At 44.3% G+C, this 15,768-nt stretch carries 14 protein-coding genes; 5 read left to right on the top strand and 9 right to left on the bottom strand.

Going from position 1 to position 15,768, the window contains the following annotated elements:
- Positions 1 to 6: 6 nt before the first annotated feature.
- The 3 genes from rlmD to cysM are packed head-to-tail and all read right to left on the bottom strand — an operon-like array spanning position 7 to position 3,175.
- Positions 7 to 1,395, bottom strand: a complete 1,389-nt coding sequence (gene rlmD, locus PTT44_RS03690) for a 23S rRNA (uracil(1939)-C(5))-methyltransferase RlmD (protein WP_168157954.1) — start codon at positions 1,393 to 1,395, stop codon at positions 7 to 9.
- 6 nt (positions 1,396 to 1,401) lie between these two features.
- Complete coding sequence (locus PTT44_RS03685) at positions 1,402 to 2,223, bottom strand: 3'-5' exonuclease (protein WP_273795537.1); 822 nt, start codon at positions 2,221 to 2,223, stop codon at positions 1,402 to 1,404.
- Positions 2,224 to 2,245: 22 nt separating this feature from the next.
- Positions 2,246 to 3,175, bottom strand: a complete 930-nt coding sequence (cysM, locus tag PTT44_RS03680; protein WP_168157955.1) for a cysteine synthase CysM — start codon at positions 3,173 to 3,175, stop codon at positions 2,246 to 2,248.
- 153 nt (positions 3,176 to 3,328) lie between these two features.
- Between cysM and PTT44_RS03675 the strand changes: the two genes are divergently transcribed.
- The 5 genes from PTT44_RS03675 (at position 3,329) to rsfS (ending at position 9,244) form a co-directional block, all read left to right on the top strand.
- The gene (locus PTT44_RS03675; RefSeq protein WP_078388730.1) at positions 3,329 to 6,142 is read left to right on the top strand and encodes a GacS-like sensor histidine kinase; all 2,814 of its coding nucleotides are present in this window, start codon (positions 3,329 to 3,331) and stop codon (positions 6,140 to 6,142) included.
- 113 nt (positions 6,143 to 6,255) lie between these two features.
- Positions 6,256 to 7,044 (top strand): crotonase/enoyl-CoA hydratase family protein, encoded by a 789-nt coding sequence (locus tag PTT44_RS03670; protein ID WP_168157957.1) that lies wholly within the window; start codon positions 6,256 to 6,258, stop codon positions 7,042 to 7,044.
- A gap of 34 nt (positions 7,045 to 7,078) precedes the next feature.
- Entirely contained in the window at positions 7,079 to 7,954 is an 876-nt protein-coding gene (locus tag PTT44_RS03665) for an NAD(P)-dependent oxidoreductase (RefSeq protein ID WP_168157958.1), read from the top strand.
- Positions 7,955 to 7,969: 15 nt separating this feature from the next.
- Complete coding sequence (locus PTT44_RS03660; RefSeq protein WP_168157959.1) at positions 7,970 to 8,764, top strand: hydroxypyruvate isomerase family protein; 795 nt, start codon at positions 7,970 to 7,972, stop codon at positions 8,762 to 8,764.
- 75 nt (positions 8,765 to 8,839) lie between these two features.
- Positions 8,840 to 9,244, top strand: a complete 405-nt coding sequence (gene rsfS, locus PTT44_RS03655; RefSeq protein ID WP_004692321.1) for a ribosome silencing factor — start codon at positions 8,840 to 8,842, stop codon at positions 9,242 to 9,244.
- 47 nt (positions 9,245 to 9,291) lie between these two features.
- Here the strand turns inward: rsfS and PTT44_RS03650 are convergent, their stop codons facing one another.
- From PTT44_RS03650 to PTT44_RS03625, 6 genes are all read right to left on the bottom strand, one after another.
- On the bottom strand, positions 9,292 to 9,900 hold the full coding sequence (locus tag PTT44_RS03650) for a hypothetical protein (protein WP_168157960.1): 609 nt from the start codon (positions 9,898 to 9,900) through the stop codon (positions 9,292 to 9,294).
- Between the two features lie 16 nt (positions 9,901 to 9,916).
- Positions 9,917 to 11,254, bottom strand: coding sequence for an ammonium transporter (locus PTT44_RS03645; RefSeq protein WP_168157961.1), 1,338 nt, complete (start codon positions 11,252 to 11,254; stop codon positions 9,917 to 9,919).
- A gap of 184 nt (positions 11,255 to 11,438) precedes the next feature.
- Positions 11,439 to 12,140 carry an FG-GAP repeat protein gene (locus PTT44_RS03640; RefSeq protein WP_005400770.1) on the bottom strand — a complete coding sequence of 234 codons (702 nt, stop codon included), beginning with the start codon at positions 12,138 to 12,140 and terminating at the stop codon, positions 11,439 to 11,441.
- Positions 12,141 to 12,237: 97 nt separating this feature from the next.
- A complete protein-coding gene (locus PTT44_RS03635; protein WP_148826712.1) occupies positions 12,238 to 13,692 on the bottom strand; it encodes an NAD(P)(+) transhydrogenase (Re/Si-specific) subunit beta in 1,455 nt (484 codons plus the stop codon).
- A 3-nt stretch (positions 13,693 to 13,695) separates the two neighbouring features.
- On the bottom strand, positions 13,696 to 14,019 hold the full coding sequence (locus PTT44_RS03630; RefSeq protein ID WP_004692331.1) for a proton-translocating transhydrogenase family protein: 324 nt from the start codon (positions 14,017 to 14,019) through the stop codon (positions 13,696 to 13,698).
- A gap of 11 nt (positions 14,020 to 14,030) precedes the next feature.
- A complete protein-coding gene (locus PTT44_RS03625) occupies positions 14,031 to 15,158 on the bottom strand; it encodes an NAD(P) transhydrogenase subunit alpha (RefSeq protein ID WP_005400772.1) in 1,128 nt (375 codons plus the stop codon).
- Between the last annotated feature and the right edge of the window lie 610 nt (positions 15,159 to 15,768).

Genomic DNA, 15,768 nt, shown 5'->3' with positions numbered 1-15,768 from the left:
TATTCTTTAATCGTTTATCTCATTATCTTTTTCAAACAATGCTATCGACTCAACGTGACCTGTGTGGGTAAACATGTCCATCACACCGGCTTTGACTAATCGATAACCCTGTTGTACCAACAGCCCCGCATCCCTTGCGAGTGTCGCTGGATTACACGACACGTAAACGATTCTTTTTGCACCAAAGTTAGGCATATAATGCATTATTTCCTCTGCGCCTGCACGTGGAGGATCTATCAATAATGCATCAAATCCTTGATTTGCCCAAGAATGATGCGAGAAATCTTTTGTTAAATCTTGTGAAAAGAACTTCAATTGGCGAAGAGCATTACGTTCCGCATTTTCTGCACCACGTTGAACCATTTCTTCACTGCCTTCTACACCAACCACTTGTCCTGTTGCTCCCACACATCGAGCCAAAGGCAAAGAGAAATTTCCTAGACCACAGAACAAATCGAGAACACGCTCTCCTTGTTTTAAATCTAGCAAGTCACATGCCAATTTCACCATTTGCGGGTTAATGGTTGAGTTTACTTGAGTAAAGTCATGTGGGTTAAATCCAAATTCCACATCAAAATCATTTAAACGATAATGTAAACGCATCTCTGCATGTTCATCATCCATACGCTTTAGACTGTCTGGGCCTGCAGCTTGTAAATACAATTGCCACCCTCTGTCTAACGCAAATTGTTTTAATCGGTTGACATCCTCTGTGTTTAATTTTTCAGTATGTCGCACCGTGAGGGCGATGTCACTATCCCCCATGGCCAATTCTATATGACCAATGGCCGCTTTGGCTGTTAGACTTTGGAGTAACTGCTTCAAGCGTGTGATTGAACCAAACGCTTGATCTAACACCAAACAACGATCAATTGAAGTTAGTTTATTGGTTTGACGCTCTCGAAAACCCACGACCAATTGGTCTTTGTGCGGCAAATAACGCACCCCAATGCGTGCTTTACGGCGGTAGTCTTCACGTAAAGAGCGCAAAGGCGGCAACCACTCTTCAGGTTGAATCCCCGCAAAATGCTGCAAATGCGATTTAAGCACATCTTGCTTTAAACGAATTTGTTCATCGGGATGAATGTGCTGCATATTACAGCCACCACAGCTTTTAAAATGCGGGCACTTCGGCTCAACCCGAAAAGCAGAGGCTTCACTGAGGAGTTGAACAGCATCGGCTTCCTCTAAACGCTTTACCGCATGGGTAATCTGCGCTTTAACCATTTCACCCGGCAACGCATAGCTAATAAAGACTTTTTTACCCTGCTTGTCCGCAGGATGGTCTGGATGCGAACCATAGTGCGCAATGCCGCGTCCTTCATGCGAAAGTGACTCAACCTGAAAAATATAACTGGGCTGTTGAGTTGGACGAGGTTTGGCTCTATGTTTCATGTGTACCTAAAGATGGGAAGGAGAAAAATCGGCAGCGGTAAAAGCCGTCTGCTGTGAGGTCTCACGCCACACCGACAAAAAGTCTTGATGCTGCGGTTGAGCCTGTAAAAACTGGATGGTTTGATCGATAAAATGACGGTGGTCTTGAGCGAGCAATTGCCCTTTGAGCAAGAGCCAACGCAAATACACCAACCATGTATTTAGCACATCACCTTCACAATAACTGGTGAGTTTGAGCCATTCCTGAGCCCGAACATATTCAGGTACATGATAAGCCCCATCGCCTCGTTTACCGGGATACCCCAATAAATGGGCAACATCATCTAGCTTTTGGAAATGACGTCCATTAAACATTGCCATCACATCCATCAGGTCGATGTGACGCTGATGATAACGGTTCTGATAGTTATTATAGCGCTTTTGTGTGTTAATTTCGCCTTGATCGAACAAAGCAGGTGCAGTTAAACCATGATACATAGCTCGAAGCATGATTACTGGCAAGTCAAACTGAGCGCCATTCCAACTCACTAAAGTTGGTAAGCGCTTATCAAATATGGATAAAAACTTACTAAGAATTTCTGCTTCCGAATATTGTTCACGGCTAAAAGAAAAGAGTTTCATCTGGCCTTGGTCGTCTAGCCACAAGCCTGAAATACACACAATTTCATGCAAAGCCAAACGCTGAAAATCCATGCCTGATTCTTGGCGACGCAATTTGGTCAGTGCCGCCTCCAAATCAGCCTCAGGCAAATCTAAACCATATAAATGCGCCCCCGATCTCAAATCAGTCATGGTTTCAATATCAAAGGTGAGAACAGGTAAGCGCATATCTAAGACTCTATTTTTTGTTTTATTCAGGATCAACCACAGAGAAAAGACCCGTCGATAAATAACGGTCACCACGGTCACAAATAATGCACGCAATGACAGCACCGGGGTTTTCTTCAGCAATTTTAATTGATGCCCACACCGCACCACCTGAAGAAGTTCCTGCGCTAATCCCTTCTTTTTGCGCCAATTTACGCATGGTTCTTTCCGCTTCAATTTGCGGAATATCAATAATTTGATCAATCCGACTGCGGTCAAAAATGGTTGGTAAATATTCTTCAGGCCAACGGCGAATCCCAGCGATACTTGAACCATCTGATGGCTGTAGGCCAATAATTTGAATGTCGGGGTTCATCTCTTTGAGATATTTAGAGACTCCCATAATGGTGCCTGTAGTGCCCATTGAGCTCACAAAGTGAGTAATTTTGCCACCCGTTTGCTGCCAAAGTTCAGGCCCAGTCGTTAAATAATGCGCTTCAACATTATCAGGATTACCAAACTGGTTGAGTACATGCCCTTTGCCTTCTTCTTGCATTTGCAAAGCCAAATCACGTGCACCTTCCATGCCCTGTTCTTTGGTCACTTCAATCAGTTCCGCGCCATAAGCACGCATTGCATCTTTACGTTCTTGGCTCATGTTGTTGGGCATAATCAGTTTCATCTGATAGCCACGCATCGCAGCAACCATCGCCAGTGCAATGCCGGTATTTCCACTGGTCGCTTCAATCAAGGTATCGCCCGGCTGGATTTGCCCTCGCTTTTCCGCTTGCATAATCATGTTATACGCGGGACGGTCCTTGACAGAACCTGCAGGGTTGTTGCCTTCTAACTTTGCCAATACTGTTGCTTGAGTTTGACTTGCCAGACGCTGTAAACGCACCAGTGGAGTTTTTCCAACATAGTGATCTAACAAAAATTCGTCTGCTTGAAAATCAGTGGATGTAGTACTCATTCTTTGCACCTTGATCGAGGTGCGCCTATTGTATGGAAAAATGCCTGTCCCTGCACCCATTTAGCGTGCTTTTTCGTGAAAGTGATTAAAGCACCATCGATTTTTTATAAAGCGTGCTACACTTCAAAGCATAGGGAATAAATCACTTGCACCATGTCAAATATCAATAAAAAGTTATTTAATCGTCTGCACTTAAACCATGCTTATGGACAGCTCATTGCACTTATTTTCGTGCCGATTATGATTTTGGCCTGTGTAGGTGCATTACTGGTTATTACCGAAACTTCAAATGCGGCCAAAGCCCAGCAGCGACAAATGGCGATAGCGATTTTAACGCGCTATCAGCTGGATGCAGAAGCGGCGATCAATTTGGTGAATGCCTCCCCTTGGCAGTATGAAAATGCACGTTATTTGATGCAAAAGATGTTAGATGAAAAACATCTGATTCGTGCCGCAATTATTGATGACAAAGGCAATAACAAACTCAGCATTGGCTACCAAGACCAAGCGCCATGGCCCGCGCTGAAAAAAAATACTGATTTTTTTGGCCCGATGAATTTTAAAGGCAATACGGTATATGGTTTGCCCATCAACCAATTTACAGGCACACCTGCGCAGTTGGTGGTTGAATTAGATAACCAGCCCTTACAAATTGCCCGTTATCGCGTGTTGATTGTGTTGATTGCGACGGGTCTGTTGACACTCTTATTGCTTTTACTCTGTTTAAATTTCTACTCGCGTCGCTGGATTGCGCCGATGTATGAAATTCGCATGCAGCTGCAACGTTTAAATGCCGACACTCTTGATCAACACATGCTGATTAACAGTACTGGTGAATTACGCTTACTACAGCGCGATATTGCCAATGTGGTGAAACGCCTGCATTTTAGTTTTTTAGAATTGAAAGAACACACTGAGCAGACGGAAGACGATTTACGTCGAACCCTTGACACTTTAGAAGTGCAAAACATTACCTATCGTCAAGCGCGTGACCAAGCCATTTCAGCCAGTCAGTCCAAGTCAGTGTTCTTGGCCAATATCAGCCATGAACTGCGCACGCCACTGAACAGTATTGATGGTTTTATTCATCTCTTACTGCGTCAAGACAACCTCAACAATGATCAAAATCTGTATTTACAAACCATCCGAAAATCATCTGCACACTTACTGGCACTGATTAACGATGTTTTAGATTTTTCAAAAATTGATGCAGGTAAACTAGAACTCGATACTGCCACTTTTGATCTAGAAGAAGCAATTTTTGATGTTATGGATATGCTATCTCCTCTTGCTGCACAAAAGCATATCGATATGGCCTTTTACTATGCCGACAATGTGCCAAAGCATGTGGTTGGAGATGCCCTACGCTTCAAACAAATTTTAACCAACCTGATTTCCAATGCCATTAAGTTTACTCCTGATGGCGAGATCATCGTCCGCGCAAGAATGGAACAAGATGATATTGGACAGTGCCTATTGCACTTTAGTGTACAAGACAGCGGCATCGGACTCAGTGGAACCGACCGCAAAAAACTGTTTGAGTCTTTCTCGCAAGGTGATGCTTCAGTCACGCGCCAATTTGGCGGTACAGGTCTAGGCCTAGCGATTTCCAAACAGCTGGTGCATTTGATGCAGGGGCAAATTGGATTTGAGGACAACCAAGAACGCGCGCCAACCGAAAAAGGTTCCACTTTCTGGTTTACAGCCATGTTTATGGTCAATGAAGAAGATGAGTACGTTGAGCATCCTCAGTTTAGCGATATGCAAGTGGTCTCGTATTTGGCACATCCTGCAACGGCCAATATTCTGCGTCATTATCTTGAAGACTATGCTGTGGAGCACATCGAATCGAGTTCAATTTTAGACTTGTTCAGTCACCTCAACAGACTGCCTCAAGATGTGGAAAACACATGGTTGATTGTTGACCACAGTGGTGATACCGAAGCCTTATTAAAAGAAATTCGTCAGCGTTATAGCGGTAACCTTGCGGTTTATGGCTACCAGATGTCACTTGATTTGACCACACTAAATGAGTATCGCGCACGACCATTATACCAACCACTCAGTCGGAGTGCTTTGATTCAACTGCTCAGCAATCAACCGCTATTTGAAGAAGACGAAATGGAGTCCTTCAATGGTCAAGGCTTACATATTTTAGCGGTGGATGACCATCTCCCTAACCTGATTGTCCTTGAAGCACTACTAGGCGAATTGAATGTCACGACAACAAAAGCTTTAAGCGGCCAACAAGCCTTAGAGATTTTACAAGAGCGCGCTGAACACGACAGCAAAGCTTTTGATTTGGTATTTATGGATATTCAAATGCCTGTCATGTCGGGGGTCGATACCACACGTGCCATTCGTGCGCTGGAGTCAACCATTGAAAACCATAAGCGTTTGCCCATCATTGCCCTCACCGCACATGCATTGGCCGATGAAAAACAAAAACTACTGCAAGTCGGCATGGATGACTATGTCACCAAACCGATTCAAATTGATCAGATTATCCAAATCCTGACCCATTGGACCACTGATCGTTTCAACAAAGGCTCACCCGTTGAAAAGGCCATCGTGATTGAAGCACTTGATCCGAAGGTACTCGACTGGCAGCAAAGCTTACAGTTAGCCGCCAACAAAGAAGACTTAGCAGTCGACTTACTGCGTATGTTAATGGATAGTTTTGATACTGAGCTGCATGAAATGAAGCAGTTGATTGAAATGGAAGATTTCCCACAATTGGAGCATGTGCTACACCGTCTGTATGGTGCAACACGCTATGTCGGTGTACCCAACTTACAAGAAGCAACAGGGACATTTGAACAGTTTGTTTCAACCTTACGTAAAGAGCGTCGTAAAGCAGATGAACAGTTTGTTCAAGAAACCATCAAGCGTTTCAATGAACTCAAAGTTGTGATTGAACAAGTACAACATGCGGCACAGCAAATTTTAATCAAACATAGCCCATAAAACATTCAAAAGAGCATGGCACCAAAGACAAGTTTCGACGTGACTCTTGGTGTCATTTATCCGCACGAGAGCTATGCTATGCTCCATGCGAGCAAAAAATAAGAGTTCTCATCATGGCTTTACTTCGCATTGAAAACAAAAACGGCATTGCCACAGTTTCACTAAACCGTCCAGACAAACGCAATGCGATGAGTTTCGACCTGTTGCGCCAATTGGTTAAAACTGCTGAAAAAATTAAAAAAGACCGCAGCATTCGCTGTGTCATCCTCACTGGTGAAGCGCAAGTCTTTAGTGCAGGCATTGATCTTGCCGATTTGAACAATCCGAAGAATCGCGCCTATGCCGCATGGGAGCTGATTAAACCGGGACAAAGTCTATTTCAAAAAGCTTTCCTGATTTGGCAAGAACTGCCTGTTCCTGTGATTGCCGCGATTGAAGGGTTTTGCTTTGGCGCTGGTATGCAATTGGCTTTAGCGGCAGACATTCGTGTCGCACACCCTGCAACCCAAATGTCGATTATGGAAAGCCGTTGGGGACTGGTTCCGGATATGGGACTGACGCGTTCTTTGAAAGGTCTAATCGGACTAGATCTTGCCAAAGAATTAACACTTACGGCACGTATTTTCGATGCAACTTATGCCAAAGAAATCGGCTTAGTCACACATCTTGATGAATCACCGCTTGCTAAAGCCCAAGCCATTGCAGAAGAAATGTTACAACGCTCACCAGATGCGCTCATGGCCTCAAAATATGTGCTGGATGCCATGCAGCATGAGCCTAAAAAATCCTTACGTTTGGAAAAAATTTGGCAGCTCAAATTACTGTTAGGTAAAAATAGCCAAATCGCACGTAAAAAAGATAAACAACCCGACGTGCAGTATCTACCACGCCAATATAAATAACAGTATTTAAGCACTGACAATCAAAGAGGGTCCCATGAATTTCGATCGACACACTAAAATTGCATTTCTCGGCATGGGACTCATGGGAAGCCGGATGGCCACCCGCTTACTTCAAGCGGGTTTCGAAGTCGCTGTATGGAACCGTACCCGCAGTGCCTGCGATGCACTCATTGATTTGGGGGCGACAGACTTAGCACTACAGAATATTGCTGAATATCCTATAGTCCTAACATGTTTAGCCGACGACAAAGCTGCACTCAGCGTTTATGAACAAATCGAACCGTTTTTGACGGCGAAGCAAGTAATCATCGACTTTTCCAGTCTTTCGGTGGAGCAAACCCTGAGTCTTGCAGCACGTGCCGAACAAAAACAGGTGCAATGGATCGACTCACCTGTTTCAGGGGGGACTGTCGGTGCGGAACAAGGTACGCTGGTCATCTTTGCTGGTGGCGATGCACAGACGATTCAAGACTTGTCTTTGATTTATAATATCTTGTCGCAACGTGTCACCTGTATGGGCAACACAGGAACAGGACAAGCCACCAAAATTTGTAATCAACTGATTGTGGCAGCCAATAGCACGCTGATTGCAGAAGCGGTTGCTTTAGCATCCAAAGCTGGCGTGGACACTCGCTTACTCGCACCTGCGCTTGCAGGCGGTTTTGCCGATTCGAAACCCTTCCAAATTTTAAGTCCACGTATGGCGACTCATCTGTTTGAGCCCGTACAGTGGAAAGTTCAAACCCTATCCAAAGACTTGAACAACGCCGTGCAGCTTGCTGCGCAGCACCAACTCGACATTCCTGTTGCAGCGCGAGCACTTCAGCAATTGCAAGTACACCAACAACAAGGCTATGCTGAAGCTGATCTTGCCTCAGTCATATTACAAGTAGAACAACAAGCCAAATAAAATCAGGAGAAAATCATGACCAAACTTGCTGTAAATTTATCCATGATTTTTACCGAAGTACCGTTGCTTGAGCGTTTTGCTTTAGCGCAAGCTACTGGCTTCAAGCATGTGGAAATCCAATTTCCCTATGAACTCAGCATTGAACAAATTCAAACTCAGCTTACGCTTTATGACCTAAGTCTCTGCCTCATTAACGTTCCTGCGGGCGACTTAATGACTGGTGGAAATGGGCTCACAGGTGTCCCCGGCAAAGAGTTAGAGTTTCATCACGCTCTTCAGTTAGCAGTACAATATGCCAGCGCACTCAAAGTGCCAAGTGTGAATATCCTTGCGGGTAAACAACCCCTAGATGCCGACCTACTGCCCTGTTTAAATACCTTGTCCAAAAACCTGAAACTGGCCTGCCATATGTTCAGTGAACATGACATTCAGCCTGTCTTTGAAATGATCAACGGCACCGATATGCCGCGCTTCTTAGTGCAAAATATTGCCCAAGCACAGGAAATGTTAGAAGCAGTACAACACCCCGCACTTAAAATGCAATACGACTGCTATCACATGGCCATGATGGGTGAAGATGTGTTGCAAGGGCTACAAGAAAATATTCAAGCTATTGGTCACATCCAATTTGCAGACTGTCCGGGGCGGCATGAACCAGATACTGCACAAATTATGTATGCAAATATTTTTGAATGGCTACAACACAGCAGTTATGACGGTTTTATTGCGGCGGAATATCGACCAAAAACTGTTTCAACTCAGTCCTTTGCATGGAAGGCAAAATACTTTGCTGCGCATCCTCAAAGTTGAACCATTGCGGATTTGAAATTTTCGCCTAAAAACGCTATATTATAAGATGAGTTATTGTCCGGAAAAATTCCCTTTATGAATTTAGAACCATCGCCCAGCGCTTCTAATTCTCACGATTTCGCAATGAATACCCAAGCTGCCGACGTACAAGCTTGCTTAAAAGTTGTACATGAAGCCCTTGAAGATGTAAAAGCAAAAGATATTTTAGCAATTGATGTCAGCCTAATCAGCAACGTCGCTGATGCAATTGTGATTGCAAGCGGTACATCAACGCGTCACATCAAAGCACTTGCTGATAACGTTGCTGAAGAAGCACGTAAAGCAGGTTTTCGCCCTCTCGGTGTCGAAGGCGAACGTGATGCAGAATGGATCTTGATTGATCTTGGCTTTGTTGTTGTGCACGTGATGTTGCCAACAGCGCGTCGTTTCTACGATCTAGAAAGCCTTTGGCGTGCAGCCCCAGAAGAAACTGTAGCCTAATATGAAAAGAGCGACCTGAAGGTCGCTTTTTTTATGTCTAATTTTATTTAAATTAAGCGATGCATATCGACCATTGGGTAGCGCTCTTTCACTTGGCGCTTCACATGGGCATAGAGTTGATCTGCTTTTGCTGGACCATAAAATTCACAATAATTTTCATAAAAAACCGTCAAGACCTGCGCATATTGAGTCATGGGCAAAGCTTCAAGTACTGCTCGATCATCCAAGGCCTGATATCTATCAATCACAATGGATAAAGCATCTAGCTGCGTTTTCACCTCACGCTCAAACTCCTGCACATCAACGGCTTTGACTGCTTGACAGATATTTTGCATAAAAAACGTCAATGCATCGAGTAACACTGCTCCCCCTTGTTCGCTTTTCGATGCTTTTGCAGATGGGTTCAACAACACTTGTTTTTCAACTTGGGCCATCTCTGCCAAGACATTTTTGAGCATGTCTTTTCGGAAGTAACGTAATTCCTCTGTGGTGCAAATTTCACTCAAAAAACGATTCAGGACAAAGGAGGGTTGATCACCATATTTCGCTTCCCAGTGATTTAATACTTGCTCTAAAAGTGTTCCTTGTAAGTACCGACTCAGTCCACGCTCGATCGCTTGGCGTTTTTGTAAAATAGTTAATGTTTCAGTCGACATGAGCTATCCTCTTTCATTAATGACGTTTGGTCATATCATCAGTTTCAAACGTCACATCACGCTGAAACTCGGGATAAGACAGTTCTGCATGTTCGGTATAGTCTAAGCCACGTTGTTCATGTTGTTTACTCACCCGCAAACCACCAAGAACGAGGTCCAAGACTTTAAAGACGATCAATGCCACACCAAAACCCCAAGCAAAGGCCGTTAAAATCCCCAAGCCTTGTACCGCAATGATCCCCGCATTAAACATATTGTTTTCAAAAAACAAACCCGCTGCCAATGTGCCCCATGCCCCACAAAAACCATGCACAGTCACCGCATCGACCACATCATCCAAGCGGAGTTTTTCCATCACCAGCGGTAAAATACTGACCAACACACCTGCAACCGCCCCACTGATGATGGCATACAGTGGACTCATGGTTGCACAGCCCGCCGTAATTGCAACCAGCCCACCCAAGGAGGCATTAATGGTGCCGCGCATTAAAATTGCTTTACCACGTATTAGGGTATAAACCATATAGGCAACTGCCGAAGCACACGCCGCCAAATGTGTATTCAAGGCAATCCGCCCAATACACACATCTGCCTTCACAGTAGAGGCCGCATTAAAACCAAACCATGCCAGCCATAGAACAAAACCGCCTAGCGCCACCAACGGTAAATTATGTCCTGCCAAATAATGGACTTGTCCATTGCGCCCAAACCGCCCTAAACGAGGCCCCAACACAATAATTCCGGCTAAAGCCACCCATCCACCAATCGAATGCACCACCGTTGAACCTGCAAAGTCAATGAAACCCATGGCTTTTAACCAACCTTCACCATCAAATAAGCTCCCCCAAGCCCATGCACCAAAAATCGGGTAGATCAAACCACTGACCACCGCAGCACTCACGATATACGCCACAAAGTGAATCCGCTCAGCCATCGCCCCACTGGCAATCGTCGTGGCGGTGGCCGCAAACATCATTTGAAAGAACAAGAGGTTCCAGTGCCAGTCATCCATGGCATTGGGAGCAAAATGTGAGGTTCCTATCCAGCCACTCGAATTGACACCAAACATCAAACCAAAGCCAATCAACCAAAAGACCAGGCCTCCTAAACAGGCATCCATATAGTTTTTCATGAGTACATTAATGGTGTTTTTAGAGCGCACCGAACCACTTTCAATCAGGGCAAAACCTGCTTGCATGAAAAACACTAAAATGCCACCGAGCACCACCCAGACACTGTCGAGCGAGAGACGAATTTCTTGAATATTTTGAGCCTGTGTTGGCAGGGGCTCTGCAGCAAAACTGGGTAAAGCAATACAGCACACAAAGAAGAGTAAGTATTTTATTTTTTTCATGAATAATCCCCCAAAGATTATTCATCTCAATTGCAAAATCAATGCCAGTGTTTCAACACCTTACAGATATTTAATCATGACCCATGCCCACCAATATAAATGGACAATTCAAACAAGGCGAAAAAGCGATACACCATACAAGAGGTCAAAATGAATTTATCAGCTGATTGATAAAACATAGCTTTTAGTTTTTATAGTACTCATCCACAGCATAATAGTGAACCCTCTCTACCCATCGACCACGATTCAGCGTTCGCTCCGTCACTTTAACCTTTCCCGCTTGAACTGTTGCATCTTCAATAAACTCTTTGACTAAACTCAAGCCGTGTTTAGGAATCACGATATATTCCGAACGAATATGATAACAACACCCACTTTTATTGAAGGTTAAGATTCTTTTCTGTTTTGGATCGACCTCAAACATGCCCAAATTTTCATGAGTTAAGGCCGATAACTCCTGACTCAGCACAAATTTATTTTTAGTCCGATGAAAGACATAAACATCGTAAGTTGGCCCGCCATAAGCACCATAGTTACCATTACGGATGGCGACATCCTCACTGCCGTCAAAATTAAAGTCGGCAAAAATCACGGCACTTTGCTCACCATAAAGCTGCACCACATTGACAGATGGTTTGTCAGTTTCGTCCAGATCCATCGTCAATTCAGCCGAGGAAATACGCTGAAAGCGCTGTACTGTCCCTTTTAGGTAAAGATCAATATTGGCTTGTCCATCGCAGCTCCTGTCCGTACAGCTCGTCGTTATTTTTACATCATAGCGTTTCGATGCATTTTTTATTTCGAAGACTTGAGCCTGAGTAGTTTGACTCAAAACGAACCCACTAAAGATCAGCAACACCTGAAACGAAATCTGATTTATGTTCATCTTGTTTTCTTATTGAAAAGATACACATCATCTTAGCAAAAGCTGCAAACATAAAAAAACCACCCGAAGGTGGTCTCTATACACTCTAGGAGGAGGATTAGTGTCCACCACCATTGATTGCTTTGGTCATATCTTCAACCACTTTCTTCGCATCACCAAAGATCATCATGGTTTTTTCGTTATAGAACAAATCGTTGTCTAGACCTGCATAACCTGTCGCCATAGAGCGTTTGATGACCATAATGGTACGTGCTTTATGTGCTTCAAGAATTGGCATGCCATAGATTGGAGATGTTGGATCGTCTTTCGCCGCAGGGTTGACCACGTCATTCGCACCAATCACAAGCACCACATCTGTTGCAGGGAAGTCTGAGTTAATCTCATCCATCTCTAAGATGTCTTCATACGCCACGTCAGCTTCAGCCAAAAGTACGTTCATGTGACCCGGCATACGACCAGCCACTGGATGAATCGCGAAGCGCACTTTTACACCTTGTTCTTTCAAGATCTCACACAGTTCTTTCACCGCATTTTGTGCACGGCCTTGTGCCATACCATAACCCGGTACGATCACAACGCTGTCTGCATTTGACATCAAGAAGCCTGCGTCATCTGCTGAACCAGAACGATGGTTACGCTGTGCTTGTTCGCCTTTGTCCGCAGAAGCTACCGCAGTTCCACCCATTGCACCACCAAACAAAACGTTGATGATTGAACGGTTCATGGCTTTACACATGATGTAAGACAGAATCGCACCTGAAGAACCCACCAGTGAACCCGCAACGATCAACATATTGTTTTCAAGTGTGAAACCAATACCTGCTGCTGCCCAACCAGAGAAGGAGTTCAATAGCGATACCACCACTGGCATATCACCGCCGCCAACTGGTGCAATCCACACCCAACCGAATGCAAGTGCAAGTACAGTCATGGCCCAGAATGCATTCATGTTGCCTGTCGTGAAGAAGTACACACCACATGCCAACATTGCAAGGAAAATCAGCGCTTGTACAGGTTTAACCCATGCACCAGAAATAGTTTTTGCCCATTTTTTCGCAGCCAATTTACCATAAGCGAATACAGACGCTGTAAAGGTAATCGCACCGACGAAACACCCCACGAACAATTCAAATAAATGAACCTTGCTCATGTGTGCATGTTGTACACCCGCAGCAGTTAATGCAGCTTCATTTTGTGCAAATAATGCAGTCAGTTGGTTGTTATGTAGAATTGCCGCAATCGCAATCAATACCGCAGCCAGACCCACCAAAGAGTGCATCAATGCGACCGTTTCAGGCATCTGCGTCATAGGTACAGTACGTGCGCGGGCAATACCCACAATCGCACCCAGCACCATCGCACCGCCAATCATCCAAATCACAGGATGATCTGCCACAAAGAAGGTGGTCACTACAGCAATCGCCATTGCAATCATGCCGTAACGGTTACCTTGAATAGCCGTCTTCGGGCCAGACAAACCACGTAAAGTTAAGATAAAGAGGACAGCACCAATCAGGTAGAACCAATCCGCATAGTCTCGAATGAATTCCATATATTAGCCCTCTTTTTTCTTTTGCTTTGGCTTGAACATTTCAAGCATACGCGCTGTTACTGCGAAGCCACCGAAAATATTGATACTTGCTAAGAACACCGCAATTGCACCCAAGATGCTCACCACATTCACACTTTGGAATGCAACATTCGCATCAACACCAATTGCAGGAATTCCTACAGTTTGAATCATTGCACCCACCACGATGATCGATGACAACGCATTGGTTACTGCCATAAGTGGTGTATGTAGTGCTGGCGTAACGCCCCACACGACGTAGTAGCCTACAAAGATGGCAAGGACGAAAATTGTAATTGTTTCAACCATGATCTATCTCCTTAACCACGCTTCAGCAGTACTTGACCGCCATGAGTTACTAGAAGGGCTTTTTGAATTTCTTCTTCAGGATTGATGGCAAAGTTTTTCTCTGCATCAAATAAAGTATCTAAGAAGTTCAAGACATTTCGTGCATACAAAGCAGAAGCTTCAGTTGAAACCGTAGACGGAATGTTTGGAATACCTAGAATGGTCACACCGTTGTCAGTCACAACATTTTCACCATTCTTAGAACCTTCAACGTTACCGCCTGTTTCAACCGCCATATCAAGGATGATTGAACCTGGTTTCATTTTGGCAACCGTTTCCGCCTTAATCAGACGTGGCGCATTACGACCTGGTAAAAGTGCAGTAGTAATCACGATGTCAGCATTCGATACAGCTTTATCCACAATAATGGCTTGATCGCGAATATAGTCTTCACCCGGCATCCAACCATAACCATTTTTCGCAGCATCGGCTGCTTTTTGCTGTTCTTCCGCTGACATAGGTACGTCTAACCATTTGCCACCCAAAGATTCCACCTGATCTTTCGCCGTCGGACGTAAATCCGTTGCTTCAACCACAGCACCCAAACGTTTTGCTGTCGCAATCGCTTGTAGACCCGCAACACCGACCCCCATGATCACGACACGTGCAGGTTTTACAGTACCCGCAGCCGTCATCAACATTGGGAACATGCGCTGGTACTCTGCCGCAGCAAGAAGCACTGACTTGTAACCCGACAAATTGGCTTGTGAAGATAATACGTCCATGTTCTGCGCACGAGATAAAGTCCGTGGCAGTAGCTCCAAAGCAAATGCAGACACGTGTTGTGATGCAAATTGATCAAGCTCCGTATTACGGTACGGGTCAAACATGGCAATAACCGATGTATTTGGCGCAAGCTTTTGAATTTCAGCACCCTGAGGGGCACGTACTTTTAAAATCATTTGGCTACCGGTATAGGCATCATCTGTCAGCGTAGCACCGACTTGCTCATAGGCACTGTCGATATAAGCAGCTTTCACACCCGCTCTACGTTCAATCACTACACTATGACCAGCACTGATCAACTTTTTTACCGTTTCTGGCGTTGCGGCTACACGATTTTCACCGACGACAGTTTCGGCTGGAATTCCGATCTGCATGAGCGTCCCTCAAGCTAGTTTTTCTTAAAGTAAACATCACCCATTAGGCAATGTTTTCTCACAGGATGTTCTTATGAATTTTTGGATTCTAATGAAACTTTTTTAAAATACCACCCACTATTTATTTAATAAATACCCATATACTGAACTGGTGATTCATAAAAAATATTGGGTGATATTGCGTTTATTTGCTTTGAATCCGCTTAAAAATTGATTTATTTCTATTCAAATTCTGAACCACAGATCTTTACACACTAAAATCTGCACTTTTTTTGCACAAAACCAAGTCCTTTAATTCCGCAGTATTGATCTTTTTGACCAATCCAAGAATATGAACCACCACATTGACATTAACCCGAACCCGTCATTCATCGAGCTTTACCATCTGCTGTCAAGCAAACTTTGCAGACATTGACTTAAATGACAGTTTTGCCCCATTTGCAAAAGCTTCGAATTGGCCTGTCCCTATTTTTCATCGATCAAGAATGCCAATGCTCAAAATTTAGCTCAACTAAAACGCGTATTTGGAATGGATCATCTAAAAATACAGGGAGGGGTTGATCGCGTTTAACTAGATCTGAAACGAGGAATGACCAACAAAAATGTTTTT

This window comes from Acinetobacter sp. Gutcm_16, assembly GCF_028649355.1.
Lineage (GTDB): Bacteria > Pseudomonadota > Gammaproteobacteria > Pseudomonadales > Moraxellaceae > Acinetobacter > Acinetobacter johnsonii.
This window is presented reverse-complemented; position numbering and strand designations above follow the sequence as displayed.